Origin of the sequence: Bradyrhizobium sp. CB1717 (assembly GCF_029714325.1) — a bacterium.
GTDB lineage: Bacteria > Pseudomonadota > Alphaproteobacteria > Rhizobiales > Xanthobacteraceae > Bradyrhizobium.
On record NZ_CP121666.1, the window covers coordinates 610,242 to 626,567 of the forward strand.

General features: G+C 65.1%; 14 protein-coding genes. 6 read left to right on the top strand and 8 right to left on the bottom strand.

Going from position 1 to position 16,326, the window contains the following annotated elements; all coding sequences use genetic code 11:
• Positions 1-74: 74 nt before the first annotated feature.
• Positions 75-2,174 (bottom strand): S9 family peptidase, encoded by a 2,100-nt coding sequence (locus tag QA649_RS02840; RefSeq protein WP_283022871.1) that lies wholly within the window; start codon positions 2,172-2,174, stop codon positions 75-77.
• A gap of 336 nt (positions 2,175-2,510) precedes the next feature.
• On the opposite strand from QA649_RS02840, the gene QA649_RS02845 reads away from it, so the two are divergent.
• Positions 2,511-3,947, top strand: a complete 1,437-nt coding sequence (locus QA649_RS02845; protein WP_283022872.1) for an MBOAT family protein — start codon at positions 2,511-2,513, stop codon at positions 3,945-3,947.
• On the top strand, positions 3,947-5,053 hold the full coding sequence (locus QA649_RS02850) for a hypothetical protein (protein ID WP_283022873.1): 1,107 nt from the start codon (positions 3,947-3,949) through the stop codon (positions 5,051-5,053). Before QA649_RS02845 ends, QA649_RS02850 begins: the two co-directional genes overlap by 1 nt.
• Positions 5,054-5,227: 174 nt before the next feature.
• Here the strand turns inward: QA649_RS02850 and QA649_RS02855 are convergent, their stop codons facing one another.
• The 3 genes from QA649_RS02855 to QA649_RS02865 all read right to left on the bottom strand — a co-directional run bounded on the left by QA649_RS02855 (position 5,228) and on the right by QA649_RS02865 (position 9,209).
• Positions 5,228-6,415, bottom strand: a complete 1,188-nt coding sequence (locus QA649_RS02855) for an aminotransferase class V-fold PLP-dependent enzyme (protein WP_283022874.1) — start codon at positions 6,413-6,415, stop codon at positions 5,228-5,230.
• Positions 6,416-6,522: 107 nt separating this feature from the next.
• Positions 6,523-7,245 carry a thermonuclease family protein gene (locus QA649_RS02860; RefSeq protein WP_283022875.1) on the bottom strand — a complete coding sequence of 241 codons (723 nt, stop codon included), beginning with the start codon at positions 7,243-7,245 and terminating at the stop codon, positions 6,523-6,525.
• Positions 7,246-7,481: 236 nt separating this feature from the next.
• Positions 7,482-9,209 (bottom strand): hypothetical protein, encoded by a 1,728-nt coding sequence (locus tag QA649_RS02865; RefSeq protein WP_283022876.1) that lies wholly within the window; start codon positions 9,207-9,209, stop codon positions 7,482-7,484.
• 424 nt (positions 9,210-9,633) lie between these two features.
• On the opposite strand from QA649_RS02865, the gene QA649_RS02870 reads away from it, so the two are divergent.
• Positions 9,634-10,485, top strand: a complete 852-nt coding sequence (locus QA649_RS02870) for a caspase family protein (RefSeq protein WP_018645919.1) — start codon at positions 9,634-9,636, stop codon at positions 10,483-10,485.
• Positions 10,486-10,732: 247 nt separating this feature from the next.
• On the opposite strand, the gene QA649_RS02875 is transcribed toward QA649_RS02870, so the two are convergent.
• The 4 genes from QA649_RS02875 to QA649_RS02890 form a co-directional block, all read right to left on the bottom strand.
• Complete coding sequence (locus QA649_RS02875; RefSeq protein ID WP_283022877.1) at positions 10,733-11,626, bottom strand: HlyD family efflux transporter periplasmic adaptor subunit; 894 nt, start codon at positions 11,624-11,626, stop codon at positions 10,733-10,735.
• Positions 11,627-11,813: 187 nt separating this feature from the next.
• Positions 11,814-11,984 carry a hypothetical protein gene (locus QA649_RS02880; protein ID WP_260387545.1) on the bottom strand — a complete coding sequence of 57 codons (171 nt, stop codon included), beginning with the start codon at positions 11,982-11,984 and terminating at the stop codon, positions 11,814-11,816.
• Positions 11,985-12,053: 69 nt separating this feature from the next.
• Positions 12,054-13,193 (bottom strand): beta-propeller fold lactonase family protein, encoded by a 1,140-nt coding sequence (locus QA649_RS02885; RefSeq protein ID WP_283022878.1) that lies wholly within the window; start codon positions 13,191-13,193, stop codon positions 12,054-12,056.
• A 123-nt stretch (positions 13,194-13,316) separates the two neighbouring features.
• The gene (locus QA649_RS02890; protein WP_283022879.1) at positions 13,317-13,454 is read right to left on the bottom strand and encodes a hypothetical protein; all 138 of its coding nucleotides are present in this window, start codon (positions 13,452-13,454) and stop codon (positions 13,317-13,319) included.
• A gap of 75 nt (positions 13,455-13,529) precedes the next feature.
• On the opposite strand from QA649_RS02890, the gene QA649_RS02895 reads away from it, so the two are divergent.
• From QA649_RS02895 to QA649_RS02905, 3 genes are all read left to right on the top strand, one after another.
• Positions 13,530-13,775, top strand: a complete 246-nt coding sequence (locus QA649_RS02895; protein ID WP_283022880.1) for a hypothetical protein — start codon at positions 13,530-13,532, stop codon at positions 13,773-13,775.
• A gap of 96 nt (positions 13,776-13,871) precedes the next feature.
• Positions 13,872-13,994 carry a hypothetical protein gene (locus tag QA649_RS02900; protein ID WP_283022881.1) on the top strand — a complete coding sequence of 41 codons (123 nt, stop codon included), beginning with the start codon at positions 13,872-13,874 and terminating at the stop codon, positions 13,992-13,994.
• Between the two features lie 158 nt (positions 13,995-14,152).
• Positions 14,153-16,252 carry a HAMP domain-containing methyl-accepting chemotaxis protein gene (locus tag QA649_RS02905; RefSeq protein WP_283022882.1) on the top strand — a complete coding sequence of 700 codons (2,100 nt, stop codon included), beginning with the start codon at positions 14,153-14,155 and terminating at the stop codon, positions 16,250-16,252.
• Positions 16,253-16,326 lie beyond the last annotated feature (74 nt).

A 16,326-nucleotide genomic window follows, 5' to 3' on the forward strand; every position in this document is an offset into this window, starting at 1 on the left:
GAAGCGTAATCCGGGAGCAGTCTTGCCAGTTGCGCGAACCCCGGATTTCGCTGCGCTCCATCCGGGCTACAAGATCAAGCCTCCGCCATCCCCGCCGCCCACAGCGCGAACGCATAGACGATCGCGACTTCGTCGAGCCGGTCGAACCGTCCCGACGCGCCGCCATGGCCGGCGCCCATGTTGGTGCGCAAGAGAACCGGCCCGCCGCCTTTCATGGTCGCCCGCAGGCGCGCGATCCATTTGGCGGGCTCCCAATAGGTGACGCGCGGATCGGTCAGGCCGCCCATCGCGAGGATCGCGGGATAGTCCTTCGCCGCGACGTTGTCGTAGGGCGAGTACGACAGGATGGTGCGAAAATCCTTCTCGCTCTCGATCGGGTTGCCCCATTCCGGCCATTCCGGCGGCGTCAGAGGCAGCGTGTCGTCGAGCATGGTGTTGAGCACGTCGACGAACGGCACCTCGGCGACGATGCCGGCGAACAATTCGCCGGCGCGGTTGGCGACCGCGCCCATCAGCATGCCGCCGGCCGAGCCGCCATGGCCGACGATGCGCTTGGCGCTGGTGTACTTCGCATCGATCAGCGCGCGGGCGCTGGCGGCGAAATCGTCGAACGAATTCGTCTTCTTCTCGCGCTTGCCGTCGAGATACCAGCCCCAGCCCTTGTCGGCGCCGCCGCGGATATGGGCGATGGCGTAGACAAAGCCGCGGTCGACCAGCGACAGGCGGTTGGCGTTGAACGAGGCCGGCATCGCCATGCCGTAGGAGCCGTAACCGTAGAGCAGCAGCGGCGCCGTGCCGTCGAGCTTGAGCCCGCGCCGATGGAGAATCGAGACCGGCACCTCGGCGCCGTCCTTCGCCTTCGCCATGATGCGCGTGGTGACGTAGTCGGCGGCGTTATGGCCTGACGGAATCTCCTGCCGCTTGCGTAAGGTGCGCGTGCGCTTGACCATATCGTAGTCGTAGACTTCCGACGGCGTTGTCATCGACGAATAGGCAAAGCGCAGATTCGTCGTCTCGAATTCGTAGGAGCCCATCGTATCCAGCGAATAGGCCGCCTCGTCGAAGGCGATCGCGTGCTCGTCATTTGTCGCGAGGTCACGGATCACGACCGATGGCAGCGCATTGGCGCGCTCGAGCCGCACCAGATGGCCGGCATAGAGATCGAGGTCGATGATGTAGATGCCGGGCCGATACGGGATCAGGTCGCGCCAGTTCTTGCGCTCAGGTGAAGCGAGCGGCGCCGTGACGATCTTGAAGTCGATGGCATCATCGGCATTGGTGAGGATGAACAGCTCGTCGCCGCGGTCGGCGAGCGAATATTGCACGCCTTCCTCGCGCGCTGCGACAAGGCGCGGCGGCGCCGCAGGGTTTGCGAGATCGATCAGCCGCTGCTCGCTTGTCTCGTGATCGCCGCCCGCGATCACGCAGAAACGGCCGCTGGTGCTCTCGTGCAGATGGGTGAACCAGCCGGCATCCTGCTCCTCATAGACGAGCGAATCGTCTGCCTGTTTGGTGCCGAGCCTGTGCCGCCACACCTGCATCGGCCGGTGATTGTCATCGAGCTTCACATAGAAGAAGCTCTTGCAGTCTGCGGCCCAGACCACGCCGCCGTCGGTCTCCTCGACGAGATCGTCGAGATCCTTCCCCGTGGCCCAGTCGCGCACGCGGATCGAAAAATATTCCGAGCCCTTGGTGTCCGCGCTCCAGGCCTGCAGCTTGTGATCGTAAGAATGCCGGCTGCCGCCGAACTTGAAATATTTGTGGTCTTTCGCGAGCACATCGCCGTCGAGCACGATCTCGCCCTCGCCGCCGTCGCGCGGCATGCGGCCGAACAGCTCGTGCTGCTCGCCCTCGCGGAACCTGCGGAAGTAGGCAAAGGGCCCATCCGGCGACGGCACGCTGGAATCGTCCTCCTTGATCCGTCCGCGCATCTCGCCGACCAGCGTCTTCTGCAGGGACGCGGTATGGCCGAGCAGGCTCTCGGTGTAGACGTTCTCCTCATCCAGATATTTGCGGATATCAGGATCGAGCACTTTGGGGTCGCGCAACACCTCCTGCCACTTCTCGTCCTTCAGCCAGGCATAGTCGTCAGTCACGGTGATCCCGTGCCGCGTGAAGGAATGCGGCCGGCGCGGGGCGACGGGGGGCTTTGAAGGCGTCTTGGCTTGTGTCACTCGGTCCTCGTTCAACTATGTGTCGCGGCGTCGCCCTTCTTAACCTCTCCCCGCCTGCGGGAAGGGGTCGGAATTTGCGAGAGAAAATTCCGGGTGAGGGGGTACAGGTCTCTCGAATACCTCATCCGTGGAGAGAGCCCCTCACCCGACCCTCTCAGGGCGAGCGTAGCTCGTCCCGCCCCCGTAAGAACGGGGAGAGGGAGAAGAAGCGGCTCGCCGCGTTCCCTTATATCGTCCCGATTCCGCGAATTGCCAGCGTGACTGCGCCAAGTCGCCGGGTTGTTGATCCGCCCCTTGTATGCTTAGGCTCCATTTCCCCGCCGCCGGTCCAGCCTGATGCTGTTCAATTCCTACCCGTTCATCCTGCTGTTCCTGCCGGTCGCACTGGTCGGCTATTTCTGGCTTGGGCGGCGCAGCAATCTGACCCCGGTGATCTGGCTGGCGCTGGCTTCGATCACCTTCTATGCGATCGGCAGCTGGCAGTTCGTGGCCCTGCTGCTGCTCTCGATCGCGTTCAACTATGGCGTCGGTCATCTCCTCATCGTGGCGAAACTTGGCCCGGCGCAGCGAAAGGCGGCGCTCGCGCTCGGTGTCGTTGGCGACCTCCTCGTGCTCGGCATCTTCAAATATGCCGGCTTCGCGGTCGAGAACATCAATGCGTTGCTCGGCACGCAGGTCGTGATTCATATCCTGCTGCCGGTCGGCATCTCCTTCTACACCTTCACCCAGATCGCGTTCCTCGTGGACGCGTATCGCGGCCAGGTCGCGGCCTATGCGTTGCCGCATTACGCGCTGTTCGTGACCTACTTCCCGCATCTGATCGCAGGGCCGATCCTCCACCACAAGGACATGATTCCGCAATTCGAGCGGGAGGACTCCAAGCATCCGCACGCGCATCTGATCCTGTGCGGCATCATCATCTTCGCGATCGGCCTGTTCAAGAAGACCTGCCTTGCCGATGGCATTCAGCCCCTGGTCGCGCTCGCCTTCGAGGCGCGCTCGCCGAGCTTCGACCAGGCCTGGCTTGGGGCGCTCGCCTACACGTTCCAGCTCTATTTCGACTTCTCCGGCTATTCCGACATGGCGATCGGCATATCGCTGATGTTCGGCATCTTCCTGCCAATCAACTTCAACTCACCCTACAAGGCCACCAGCATCGTCGAGTTCTGGCGGCGCTGGCACATGACGCTGTCGCAGTTTTTGCGCGACTATCTCTACATCCCGCTCGGCGGTAACAGGCGTGGCCGCGTGCTGCGCTATGTCAATCTGATGATCACGATGTTGCTCGGCGGGCTCTGGCACGGCGCGGCCTGGACATTCGTGGTGTGGGGCGCGCTGCACGGCGCCTATCTCTGCGTTAACCACGCTTTCAACGCGCTGGTGCCGAACGTTCCGGCGTTGCTTGCGCGCCCGGTCCGTATCGCCGGTGCCGTGCTGACCTTCTTCGCCGTCGTCGTCGCCTGGGTGTTCTTTCGCGCCGAGAGCGTTACCTGGGCGCTGCGGGTTCTGCATGCGATGGCTGATCCCGCGAATATCGTCTTTGGCCGCGAGGAGATCGCGGCGCTGGTGCAGGTCACGGTCTATGCCTCGCTGGTGTGGCTGGCGCCGAACACGCAAGACATCATGGGCTACGATCACGGCAATCGCCGGGTCGGCGAAGCCTTGCCGGCAGGGCGCATGCGACCGCTGGCTCTCTCTGCGGCGTCGCTGGTGCTCGCGTTCGGCATCCTGGGCATCCAGAGCCACAGCGAATTCATCTATTTCCGGTTCTGATGCGCACATCGTTCACCAGCCTGAAGCGTCTTCTCCTCGCGAGCATCGTGTGCCTGCTGGGTGCGGCAGTGCTCACCTACGTCGTCGATCCCCTGCAGCTGTTTCGTCCCTCGCGTCTCATGGCAGCGTTCTACTCCGACGACACGCGCGTGCAGAATGCCGGGCTGATCCGCAGCCAGTCGTTCGACACCGCCTTCATGGGCACCTCCCTCGCGATCCATTTCCGCCAGAGCGACATCGACCGGGTGCTCGGCGTCCGCTCGCTGAAGCTGGCGATGACCGGTTCCAATTCGCGCCAGCAGGCCTTCGTGCTGGGGCAGGCGATCGACCGCGGCGCCCGACGCGTGATCTGGGCGATGGACGATTTCAGCTTCGTCGATGCGGCCGATATCGAGGCCGATCCCTATCTGCCCGTCGATCTCTATCGCGGGACGGCCAGGGGGATTGCGTCCTACGTCTTCAGCGCGGCGATGGCGAAGGAATCGCTGTTCACGGTGATGCGGTCTGTCCCGCCGCTGCGGGAGCCTCTGACCCGAGCGGCGCCTTATCTTCCAGTCAAGTTCGCGCTGGAAGATGTCGACGACATCTACGCGCTGCCGCGGAATTTCGACATTGCGCGAGACTACAATGCAAAGAAGACGCTCGCCGCCTTCGCCCATATCACCGCTCCCGCGCGCAGCCGTTTCCTCGGCGAAGGCTATGGCTACGAGGCCATGGCCCGGCATTTCGAGCAGGATGCCGTCGGTCTCATCACGCGCCATCCGGACGTGACCTTCGACATCTACTTCCCGCCCTATTCGATCCTGCAATTCGTCGCCATGCGCGATGCCTCGCCAGAGACGCTGAAGATCGTCACCGATCTCACGGCGCATATCGCGCAGCGATTGACGCAGCTGCCCAACGTGCGCCTGAACGATTTCCGCGCGATCAAGGCGGTGACGCACGATCTCAATAATTACAGCGACGTCATTCACCACTCGCCGGTGGTGGACGCGATGGTGCTGAGGTGGCTGAGAAGCGGGGAGTATCGCGTCGATCCGAAGAAGCCGCTCGCCTCGCTGGATCAGTTGAAGGCGCAGGTCGAGGCGTATCGCGTCGAGCGCTGATCTTTCCCTCTCCCCTTGTTGTGGGAGAGGGTGGCTCGCCGCATAGCGGCGAGACGGGTGAGGGGTGTCTCTCCGCGTATCCAACTCTCGTGAGTGCGCGGAGAGATACCCCTCATCCGGCGCTTCGCGCCACCTTCTCCCACAAGGGGAGAAGGAAGAAGGGCGCGCTTGCGTTTACGCCGCCACCTCTTCACCGAGATACGACACCGCCGCCTCGAGCCCGCCCTTGCCATGCGGGATCTTCAGCGCATTGAGCCCCACCTCGATCACCCCCAGCGTGCCGAGCAGCATTGGTGCATTGACGTGGCCCATATGGGCGATGCGGAAGGCTTGTCCGGAGAGGTCGCCGATGCCGGTGCCGAGCACGACGCCGCATTTGTCCTTGCAATAGTGTTGCAGCACCGCCGGATCATGGCCGTTGTTCATGGTCACCGTGGTCACGGTGTTGGAGCGCTCGCTGGCCTCCGCAACGTTGAAGCCGAGTACCTGGCCTTCCGACCACATCGCAACCGCGCGGCGCGCGGCTTCGCCGAGCAGGCTGTGGCGGCGGAAGGCGTTTTCCAGCCCTTCCTCGTGCAGCATGTCGATCGCCTTGCGCAGCGCGAACAGCAGGTGCACCGGCGCGGTGCCAGCATATTTGCGATAGTTCTCGGTGCCCTCGCGCTCGCTCCAGCTCCAATAGGGCGTCGACATATTCGCCTTCTTGTGCACCTCGAGCGCGCGCGCATTGGCGGAGACGAAGCCGAGGCCGGGCGGTGTCATCAGCCCCTTCTGCGAGCCGGACATCGCGACGTCGACGCCCCATTTGTCCATCTCGAACGGCATGCAGCCGAGCGAGGCGACAGTGTCGACCATGTACAGCGCAGGGTGACCGCTGGCCTTGATCGCCTTGCCGATCGCCTCGATGTCGTTCTGCACGCCCGAGGCCGTGTCGACCTGGACGACGACGACGGCCTTGATCTTGTGCTCCTTGTCGCGGCGCAGGCGTTCCTCGACCTCGTGCGGCCGCACCGCGCGGCGCCAGTCGCCCTTGAGCACCTCGACCTCGGCACCCATCAGGGCGGCCGCATTGCCCCAGCCGATCGCGAAGAGGCCGCTCTCCAGCACCAGCACCTTGTCGCCCCGCGACAGCACGTTGCTCAGCGCGGCTTCCCAGGCGCCGTGACCGTTGGCGATGTAGATGTAGGAATTGCCCTTGGTCGCAAACAGCTTCGAGATGTCTGCGAGCAGCGTATCGGTCAGCTCGTGCATCTCTTTGGAGTAGATGTCGATCGCCGGACGATGCATCGCCCGCAGCACCTCGTCGGGCATCGTGGTGGGCCCGGGGATGGCCAGAAATTCCCGGCCCGCGCGAACGGTCATTGCTGTCGGTCCTTGTTGCTAGAGAACAGGATGGTGGGTCGCTGATTCCTACTTTTACGTGGCGCGGAGATGCAAGAAAAGCACCCAAAACGCAGGTCTGAAGTGGGTTATCTCTTGGTCTCGCGACAGCCGGCGGCTTCCGCCTCCTCCACCGAGCAGAACCAGCGGGTGCCCTTGCTGATCTTCATCTTGATCTGGGTGTACCAGCGGCTGGTCGGCTGGTGATAGATGCACTCGCCGGCGCTGTTCACATTGCCCTTGATGGTGCAGTCGGGCGAGGGCGCGACCGGCCCGGAGGCCGAGGCCAGCAGCACGGCATGCGCGCCCTCCGGCGGCTTGGTGGCGCCCAGGATGGCGGTCTTCTTGTTGCGCACGCGCCAGTCCCAGGGCGCGATGAAGGCGCCCTGCCACATGCCGGCTTTTGCCTCGCGCGCGGCAGCCTCGTCGGGCTCGTAGTCCTTGGAGACGCGGGTGTAGGCCAGTGCCCAGCCGTTGCGCACCAGCCATTTCTGGATGTCCTCGCCGCCGACCTCGCAGCGCGCCACGGTGCGGCCGCGCCGGTCGATGGCGCGGGTGTGGCAGACCCAGGTCTTTCCTTCCGTGTATTTGGCGAGTTCCTCGCGCGCGGCCACGCCGCAGGTCCAGCGCTCGCTCTTGGTGTTGAGACAGAGCTGGTCGGACGACGGCGCGTCGATGCCGCCGAGCCGGATCCGCGTGTTGCCGATCACGACGGAATCGCCGTCGCGGACCTTTGCCGTGCCGGTGATGTCGGCGGCCTGGGCGAGCGACGGGGCGAGCAAGGACAGCGCAATCAGGAATTTTCGCAGCATGCCGGTCCGGGTGTTCAGGACAATCTCGATAAGCCGCGCAATTGTGGTCGGCTTTTGGCCACTCGGCCAGCTTATGCCTAACAGTTGAGCTTTCAACTTCCTGTCATTGTGGGAGGTCCCGTAGGGTGGGCAAAGGCGCGCTCTTCGCGCCGTGCCCACCTTCTCTTTGTGGTGCAAGGCGTGGTGGGCACGCTTCGCTTTGCCCACCCTACGAGACCGCGTCCGGGGCACGAGACCTAACCCCGCGCCATCGCCCGCTTCGCCACCGCCAGTCCCATCAGCACGAACGCCGAGGTCACCTCCGGCCCACCCACCAGGATCCGTGTCGGCGTCTTCATCTTGTTCCATTCATAGGCGCGGAACGGGCCGCGGCGGCCGCCTTCGCCGAGGCTTGCAATGATGACGTTCAGCGCCGGCGCAAAGGCACGCGGGTCGGCGCCGAGATGGCCGAGCGCGATCAGCGCCAGCGCGGCGTCGAACACGTTCATCTCCGCGGCCATCAGCTCGCCCTTGACGTAGGAGAGCACCCGGTGGCGGATGAAATCGAAATCGCCGTCGGGATCGATCGCCGCCTGCGCCGCCAGCGGCAGCGCGAGGAACGCCGCGTAGCAGCGGCCGAAATAGGCGCTGTAGAGCTCCGGCAGATAATAGATGTGCGAGCGCGGATTGGCGAAGGCGCCGCTCGCCGCGAGCCGTTTCTGGAAACCGATGATCCGATGCACGGTGGCGAGCCGCGCCGGCGTCTCCAAAACCTTCCAGCGCGCCAGATTGCGAAAGCTCACCTCGAGAATGTCGAGATTGAGCGTCGGATCGAGATCGTTGCCATAGGGCCGCTCGCCCCTGAGATTGTCGATCCAGGTCGCAACCCCGCCCTCATAGTCGATGTTGTCGTTGAGCGGCACGGTGACGCGCGGCGCGTTGACACCCGCACGCACCTGGTAGCCGCTGTAGAAGTCGAGCAGCGGCTGGTCGATGATCGCATCAAGGCAGCCGGCCTGCGTCGCCGCCGAGATCGAGCACGCCGTGGTGTCGCAATCCGGCACATAGATGCCGAAGCCGAGCTCCTGCTTGATCTGGGCGAAGAAGCGGGAAAAGCGCGGATGCGGCGCCGGCGCCAGCGCCGTGATGACGTTGAAGCGCGCCCCGTCGATGCCCTCGACTTCTTCGCGGCTGATATTGACGCAGAAATCCACCATGTCGGCGATGGCGCGCTCCGCCGCCGTCTTGTCCGCTGGCGAGGCGAGCCCGGTCTCGACATAGCCGAGCAGCGCCTCGATGAAGAACGCATCGTAGTAGGCCGAGCGGTGACGGATCTGCACCGGCTCCCACATCGGCTCGGCAATACCCTTCCAGGGCGGATTGACTACGGCGCGCGCGTGCGAGCGCGCGATGAAGACGCGCGCGAGGTTGAACAGCAGCGAGGAGTTCTTGTAGCCGCGCGCGTTCAGCCCCGTCAGCGCCATGATCAGCTCGCGGCCGCGGACGTCGGGATCGCCGATCAGGTTGAAGGCGGCATAGGTCGGCAGGAAGCCGTTCTTGCGGTACGAGCCGAGCAGGTGCTGCGCGCAGTCGCGGATCACGCCGTCGATCTCTGAGGTCTGCGGCATGGTGCCGGTGAACATCGCCGGCGGCGGCTTCGGGTGGTCGAGCGCGATGCTGTCGACGAGATCGGCCACGGGCTGACCGACCGCCGCCCAATCCGGCTCGGCATCGTCGCGGGCGCGGGCGAGGGCCTCGCGCAGCCGGGACAGCTTCGCCGCGTCGCGCAGCTCGGGCAGCCCGGCCCGCCGCAGCAGCATCCGCAATGCGGGATTGCCGAGCGCGGTCTTGTAGAACTTTGCCAGGTGCGGATCGCCGCTGGCACTGGCCGCCAGCACGGGATCGCAGACCTCATAAAGAGAGGGGCCGTCCTTCCGCGCCGTCAGCGCCCGGCAGGCGGCGCCGGCAAAATAATGAAAGCTCATGAAATACCTGGTCGCGGGGCCTTGCGCGGAAGCGGCGAGCGCGCGCACCCGACCGCCCGCCACCTTCTGCAAGTCTTTGAAAAGCTACCCGGATTCGCAGGAAAAACAAATGTGACTGATGTCACGGAATTAACCGGCACGGAGCCTGCATGATCAGCCCCCGGGTGCCTACGGGGATGTCATAAATCGAGAAATCCGGCTTGGAGAATTAACCAATAACTTCAGTGACTTAGTTCAAATTTTGGGCGATCTATTGCTCGGGGGGCGATATCCGGTTAAGGGTTTGTTTGGTGCGGCGCCGCAAATTGCGCGCAATTCGGGGGCACTCCCCCGGCCAATCCCTCAAACCTAAAGACGCTATCGCGCTACTCAAACAGTGTGCGCGCGCTTGGCTGGTCTTTGGCACTGACAGGAATGAACCGAGATGAATGTAAGGCAGCTCGACATTTCCCGACGCACCATCGCGGTGGCCGCAGCCCTCATCGGCACGGTGTCGCTGGTGATCGGCGCCCATGCTGCCCTCAACATGCGTGCGCTCGATGCCGCCAAGGCCGTGACGACCGACCAGATCACCGGCTCGATCGGCCAGACCTCGCGCCTCGCGCTCGTCATCGGCAATGGACATTATCCCGACGCCAGTGCGCCGCTGACGCAGTCGATCAACGACGCCCGCGCGCTGTCCTCGTCGCTGCGCAAGAGCGGCTTTGACGTCGACATGGTGGAAGACGCGACCAAGGACGACATGGTCCGCGCCGTCAATCGCCTGAAGTCCCGGATCAAGCGCGACACCGTCGTCATGCTGTTCTTCGGCGGCTTCGGCGTGCAGGCGGGCCGCGAGAGCTACATGCTGCCGGTCGATGCCGTGATCTGGAAGGAAAGCGACGTTCGTCGCCACGGCGTCTCCATCGAAGGCGTGCTCGAGATGATGAAGGAGCAGGGCGCCAAGGCCAAGCTCGTCGTCGTCGACGCCTCCCGCCGCAATCCCTACGAGCGCCGCTTCCGTTCCTACAGCCACGGCCTCGCGCCGATCAGCGCGCCCGACAATGCGCTGATCCTCTCCTCGGCCTCGCCCGGCAAGGTCGTCGACGACGGCAAGGGCGAGCACAGCGTGCTGGTCGGCGAGCTGCTCGGCAATCTCAATGCGCAGAGCGGCAGCGCCGAAGCCGTCTTCAACAAGACCCGCGTCGCCATCTCCCGCGCTTCCGAAGGCGGCCAGGTCCCGACCGTGTCGTCCTCGCTGCTCGAAGACGTGCAGTTCGACCAGGCCGGCGGCTAGTTTTTCTCGCGGCAACCGTAGCTCTCGCAGGGTGGGCAAAGGCGCAACGCGCCGTGCCCACATCTTTCCAACATCTCGATAGAAGACGTGGGCACGCTTCGCTTTGCCCACCCTACGATGATGTGCACGTAGGCCCGTCTGCCTCTCCACCGTCATTGCGAGGAGCTCTTGCGACGAAGCAATCCAGGATCCCTCCGCGGAGAGATTCTGGATTGCTTCGCTTCGCTCGCAATGACGATCGTGGCTGCTACTTCGCCGCTTCCGCGCTCGCCATCGCCGGGCGGACGGGGTCGCCTTCGCGCAAGAGCGCGCCGGCGCGGGCGACGACCACGTCGCCTTCGTTGAGGCCGTCGCGGACCTCGATATTGCCGCCGGACATCAACCCGATCTCGACGCGCTTGGTCTCGACGCGGTTGCGGCGGATCACCTGCACCACGGTGCCGGCGGACGAATACTGCACGGCGGTGAGCGGCACCGCGACGTTGCAGCTCTGGCCGGTCTTGATCAGCGCGCGCCCGCTCGCGTTCAGCAGCAGCCGCTTCTGCGAGGAGATGCCGATATAGACCATGCCCTGCTGGATGTTCGGCTCGACGGTCGGCCCGATGCGGCGCACCTTGCCCTCGAGGTCGCCGGCGCCGGCGATACGCACGGTCGCCGGCTGATTGACGGCGAGCTTGCGCATGTCGGTGGTCGCGACCAGGCCGACGAGATCGTATTCGCTGCGCGCCACGATGGTGAACAGCGCCTCGCCCTTGGCCGAGGCGAGATTGCCGATCTGCGCCGTGGAGGTCGCGATCACGCCCGCCACGGGCGCCGTGACCTGAAGCGTGCCGCCTTCGGGCAGCGCGAGGCGCGCCAGCACCTGGCCGGCCGTGGTGGTGTCGCCGGCTTCCGCCAGCACCTCGGTCACCTTCAGGCCCGGACGTTCGGGCCGCACCGAGGTTTCCTCGCGCGCGATGATGGTGCCGGTGGCCTCGACGATGTCGGAGAAGCAGGATTTCGCGACCTTGAGCACCGTGACCGCCGGCCCTTTGGGCGCATCGTCCTCGGCGGCAGGCGCGCCTTGCACGCCGAGGACGAACACTCCGGCGATGGCGGCGGGAAACAGGCTTCGAACGACGGAACGGGGCAAATGACGCATTGGAAATTCCACTGGGGCGATGCCTCCAACCGATAGCAGATGGCGGGAGCCCGGACTACGGCAGCGTTGTCCCAGAGCGGGATGCCACGCCGCCCGGGCTGGCGCGGCAAGTCCTTGATTAGTCGCGGAATTGGGAAACAGGTTCGCTATCGGCCAAGCCGGTCCCAAGGGGGCCAAAGGGGACGGCTCAGCTCCGGCGATCGCCGAGCAGCCTGCCGGTGGAACGGTCGATCAGGTGCAGGCGCGTGCAGGCCGGGCAGGGGACGGACACGTGCGTGCCCTCGGCTGGCGCGTCGCCGAGCCGATGCTGCACGTTCATGCCGGTCTGCGGGCACTTGAAGAGGATATGGCGGTCCATGACCGCCATATGATGGCAATGCAGGATCCTGCGAAATTGCGGATGATTACGTAGGTCGGTCGCAGGCCCTCACGGCAGGCTCAAAAACTCCACCCAGTTCGGCTTCTTACCGGTGGGGTAGGATTTCAGCTTCGCCAGCGCGCCGCTCGACTGGTCGATCGCATAGACCGTCATGCCGTCGGAGAGCTCGCCGACCGCGGCAAGGTAGCGCCCGCTGGGATCGATGTTGAAGCCGCGCGGCTGCTTCTCGGTGGGCACGCTGCCGATCGTGGTCAGCTTGCCGGTGGCCGCATCGACCTTGTAGGCGGCGATCGTGTTCGTGGTGCGCTCGGAGGCGTAGAGGAAGCGTCCGTCCGGCGTGATGTGGATGTCGGCGGCCCAAGGCTTCTTATCAGAATCCTTTCCGGAAAACCCTTCAGGCAGCGCGGTGGTGCGCTGGATCTCGTCCCATGCGCCGCTCCTGGCTTCATAGTTGAACGCGGCCACATCGCCGTTCAGCTCGTGGAGGAGATAGACGAACTTGCCGTTGGGGTGGAATACGAAGTGCCGCGGCCCCGATTTTTCCGGCACCTTGTAGGCCGGCGGATCGCTCGGCGTGAGCGCACCGGTGGTGGGCTCGAACGCAAAGCTCAGCACCTGGTCGGAGCCGAGATTGGTCGCGAACACGAAACGATTGTCGGGCGAGGGCAGGAAGGCGTGCGCGTTCAGCCCGGTCGGGATCACCTGGGTCGGCGCGGCCACCACGCCGTTCGCTCCAAGCGGATTCACGGCGACCTTGTTGCCGCCATAGGAGGCGCTGAACAGCACCTTGCCGCCGCGGTCGGTGGCGATGTTCGCCATGCTGTCGGCGAGCGGCCCGTTGCCGATATGGCTGAGCTGACCGGTCTTGGGATCGATCGAAAAGCTCACCGCCTGGAACGGCTGCGAGCGCACGCCGGCAATCAGCACGCGGTGGTCGGGCGTGATCGCGAGCGGCGTCGAGGAGCCCGGCTTCTCCACACCGGTGAAGGCGGCGGTCTGCACCGGTGTCATCTCGCCGTTCTCGGCCAGCTTGAACACGCTGATGTCGTTGCTGTCGGCATTGCCGACATAGGCGAAGGTCTCGGCCATGCCGGCACGGGCTCCCAAGGTAAGGGCAAGAAAGGTGAGAGTGGTGGCGATCGCAGCGCGGGGCGTTTTGGACGCGATGCGGCGGGTCGGACTCGACATGGGCGTTCTCCTCGGGACCAAGTGTTGTCGTTTTGCCGGAGAGGATAGCGGGCAGCCGGTTGCCGCACCAAATTCCAATTGAGATTGATCGATACCGAAATTGTATCGGTCGCACGGGTGTGGCTATCGCACCGCCGCCGTCAAATTGCGGGAGGGCAGATGCGGGCCGGCCGGGCGGTCCGGCGGCCCGAGCACGGTCCACACCGCGACCGCGAGCAGGGTGCAAGTCAGAATCGTCCAGGCGACCAGTCGTTTTCGCATCAGGCCAAACCCCGTCCGTCAAATGCTTGCGGCGACGCACGCTGGCCATCGTGCACTGCAACCCGCGACGATCCTATGAACTCGTTCACAGGCGAAAGCAGGGCAATGCAAGCGAACCAATGTCGCGCACAGGCATTAACCGGCATGCCCCGCGAAAACGATCTCGAAGGCAAGCCCGACATGGGCGGCAAGCATGGTGGTCAGGCCGGCCAGCCCAAGCTGCCGCCGCGCCCGCACGAAGGCCCGCGCGATGAGGATGTCGTGGCAAAGCGCCACACCGGTCAAACCGATCGTGCATCGCCGCCGACCAAATCCAAATAGCGCCTCGCCCGCGCTGAACTCGCGTCAGGAACGGCAGCCTCGCCTTGTCGTTACCCTGATCCCGCAGGCGAAGGACACCAAAACGGAGGGTGGCACGTGTTTTGGATTTATTGGGACACCGCCTGGTCGATCATCATCAGCGGCATCATGTTCACCACCATCGTCACGCATCCCGACGCCGAGTTCGCCGAGGTCCGTGCCGCCAAGCAGGTGAAATGAGCCGATCCCGCTTCAGGCTTTCATCTCCGTAGCTCGGTCTGCGTAGTTCGGCCTTGGCCGGCTCGCCCCCCGTGGGCGGTGGACGCATTTGGTGAACCAATTCTTAGGGGGCGACCGGTATTTTTCTGCATCTTTTCCGCAGAGGCCCGGCACTCCCAATGGCATTGTTCGGCAATCCCTCCATTCGTTCCGTTCTCGGCGCCATCATCGGCGTCCTCGGCTTGTTCCTGGTCGGGCAGCTCGCGACCGGTCTGTTGGGGGCCATTGAGCGCAACGGCGCCGCGCAGAAGGTCGAGCGTTTCGCCAGCACGGACCAGCAACTGTTTGCGACGCTGCTCGGTTTCCGGCTCGAACGCGGCACCTTCTTGTCGGCGCTGGTCGCGGACGCGCCGGCCAATGCCAACGCCGATAACCGCATCGCCACCAACCGGCAGTTGTCGGAAGCCGCCTACAAAAGCGTGCTCGAGCGTCTCGATGGCGTGTCCGATCCGCGTCTCGCCGGTGCCCTCCGCAAGCTCGTCGCGATCCATGACGCGCTCGTGCCGCTGCGGCCCAAGGCGGAGGCCGCCATTCACCAGACCAAGGCGGAGCGTGATCCGAAAGTCGGCGACGAATTCCGCAAGGCCGCGCAGGATTATCTCGACGCGATCCTGGCCCTGACCGCCGAGCTCGAGAACGCACTCAAGCTCACCGATCCCGTGGTCGATCATCTGCTCGCCGTGAAGCAGTCGGCCTGGGCCGCGCGCAATTTCGGCGGCCTCGTCGCCATCCGCCTGGAAGCTGCGGCCGCGAGCGGCAAGCCCTGGAGTGCTGCCGACATGGTCGGCGCAGCCGAGGACACCGGCCGCGCCAAGCAGGCCTGGAGCCAGGTGCTCGACGCAGCCGCGCGCGCTGATGCGCCGGCAAGCCTCACCGACGTCATCGCGCGCTCGAAGCAGGGCGAGGCCGCGGCCATGACCGAGCGCCAGCAGGGCTTCATCAAGGCGCTGAGCAACAACCAGACCATCGACATCAAGATCGAGGATCTGTCGAAGCTCAACACCGCCCTCCTCAATGCCAGCGTCGAGGCCGGCCAGGCCGCGCTCGCCGAGATGGTCGCCCGCGCCGGGCAGCAGATGACGTCGGCGAAATGGAGCCTCGCGCTCGACGGCGGCATGATGCTGGTTGCGCTCGCCATCACAGTGTTCGGCTTCATCCTCGTCAACCGCCGCGTCAGCACGCCGATCCGCAAGATGACGCAGGCCATGGGCCGCCTCGCCGAACGCGACTATGCGATCGAGCTCGCCGGCATCGAGCGCGGCGACGAGATCGGAGAGATGTCGCGCGCGGTCGCCGTGTTCAGGGAGAACATGATCACCGGCGACCGCCTCGCCGAGGAACAGGCCGCCGAGCAGGCGAAGAAGGAGCGGCGGCAGCTTGCTGTCGAACGCCTGATCGAACAGTTCGAGAAGACCGTGACGGAATCGCTGCACACGCTGGCCTCCGCCTCCGGCGAGCTGAACGCCACCGCGCAGTCGATGTCGTCGACCGCCGAGCAGGGCTCGTCCAAGGCCGCCTCGGTCGCAAGCCTCTCGGGCGATGCGTCCTCAAACGTTCAGACGGTTGCCGCCGCCACCGAGGAGCTCTCGGCCTCGATCAGCGAGATCAGCCGTCAGGTCGCCGAATCCTCCAGCATTGCCGGTGCCGCTTCGGCCGAAGCCGACCGCACCAATGCCGAGGTGCAGGCGCTGGCCGATGCCGCGCAGCGCATCGGCGATGTCGTCGCGCTGATCACCGGCATTGCCGAGCAGACCAATCTGCTCGCGCTCAACGCCACCATCGAGGCCGCGCGCGCCGGCGAGGCCGGCCGCGGCTTTGCGGTGGTCGCATCCGAAGTGAAGAACCTCGCCACGCAGACCGCGAAAGCGACCGAGGAGATCACCGGACAGGTTGCCGCGATCCAGGGCGCGACCCAATCCTCGGTGACGGCCATCCGGTCGATCGGCTCCACCATCCAGCGGGTCAACGAGATCGCGGCCGCGATCGCGGCGGCCGTCGAGCAGCAGGGCGCCGCGACGCGCGAGATCGCGCGCAACGTGCAGCAGGCTTCGCAAGGCACCAACGAGGTCTCGCGCCACATCTCCGGCGTCTCGCAAGCCGCCGGCCAGACCGGTGCTGCCGCCGGCGAGGTGCTGGATTCCGCAAAAATGCTGGCGCGCCTGTCGGATGATCTCAAGCGCGACGTCGACCGCTTCGTCGGGGATCTCCGGGCGGCGTAGTCAACAGGTCCGTAGTCCCGTAGGGTGGGCAAAGCGTAGCGTGCCCACCACGTCTAGATGGTGGGCACGGCGCG

What these genes read in the sequence shown, in the direction of transcription:
- QA649_RS02855 (WP_283022874.1), bottom strand. Translation starts at nt 6,415, where the DNA reads ATGACCGTTCGCGCGGGCCGGGAATTTCTGGCCATCCCCGGGCCCACC.
- QA649_RS02865 (WP_283022876.1), bottom strand. Translation starts at nt 9,209, where the DNA reads ATGAGCTTTCATTATTTTGCCGGCGCCGCCTGCCGGGCGCTGACGGCG.
- QA649_RS02895 (WP_283022880.1), top strand. Translation starts at nt 13,530, where the DNA reads ATGAACTCGTTCACAGGCGAAAGCAGGGCAATGCAAGCGAACCAATGT.
- QA649_RS02890 (WP_283022879.1), bottom strand. Translation starts at nt 13,454, where the DNA reads ATGCGAAAACGACTGGTCGCCTGGACGATTCTGACTTGCACCCTGCTC.
- QA649_RS02875 (WP_283022877.1), bottom strand. Translation starts at nt 11,626, where the DNA reads ATGCGTCATTTGCCCCGTTCCGTCGTTCGAAGCCTGTTTCCCGCCGCC.
- QA649_RS02870 (WP_018645919.1), top strand. Translation starts at nt 9,634, where the DNA reads ATGAATGTAAGGCAGCTCGACATTTCCCGACGCACCATCGCGGTGGCC.
- QA649_RS02905 (WP_283022882.1), top strand. Translation starts at nt 14,153, where the DNA reads ATGGCATTGTTCGGCAATCCCTCCATTCGTTCCGTTCTCGGCGCCATC.
- QA649_RS02860 (WP_283022875.1), bottom strand. Translation starts at nt 7,245, where the DNA reads ATGCTGCGAAAATTCCTGATTGCGCTGTCCTTGCTCGCCCCGTCGCTC.
- QA649_RS02850 (WP_283022873.1), top strand. Translation starts at nt 3,947, where the DNA reads ATGCGCACATCGTTCACCAGCCTGAAGCGTCTTCTCCTCGCGAGCATC.
- QA649_RS02845 (WP_283022872.1), top strand. Translation starts at nt 2,511, where the DNA reads ATGCTGTTCAATTCCTACCCGTTCATCCTGCTGTTCCTGCCGGTCGCA.
- QA649_RS02880 (WP_260387545.1), bottom strand. Translation starts at nt 11,984, where the DNA reads ATGGACCGCCATATCCTCTTCAAGTGCCCGCAGACCGGCATGAACGTG.
- QA649_RS02885 (WP_283022878.1), bottom strand. Translation starts at nt 13,193, where the DNA reads ATGTCGAGTCCGACCCGCCGCATCGCGTCCAAAACGCCCCGCGCTGCG.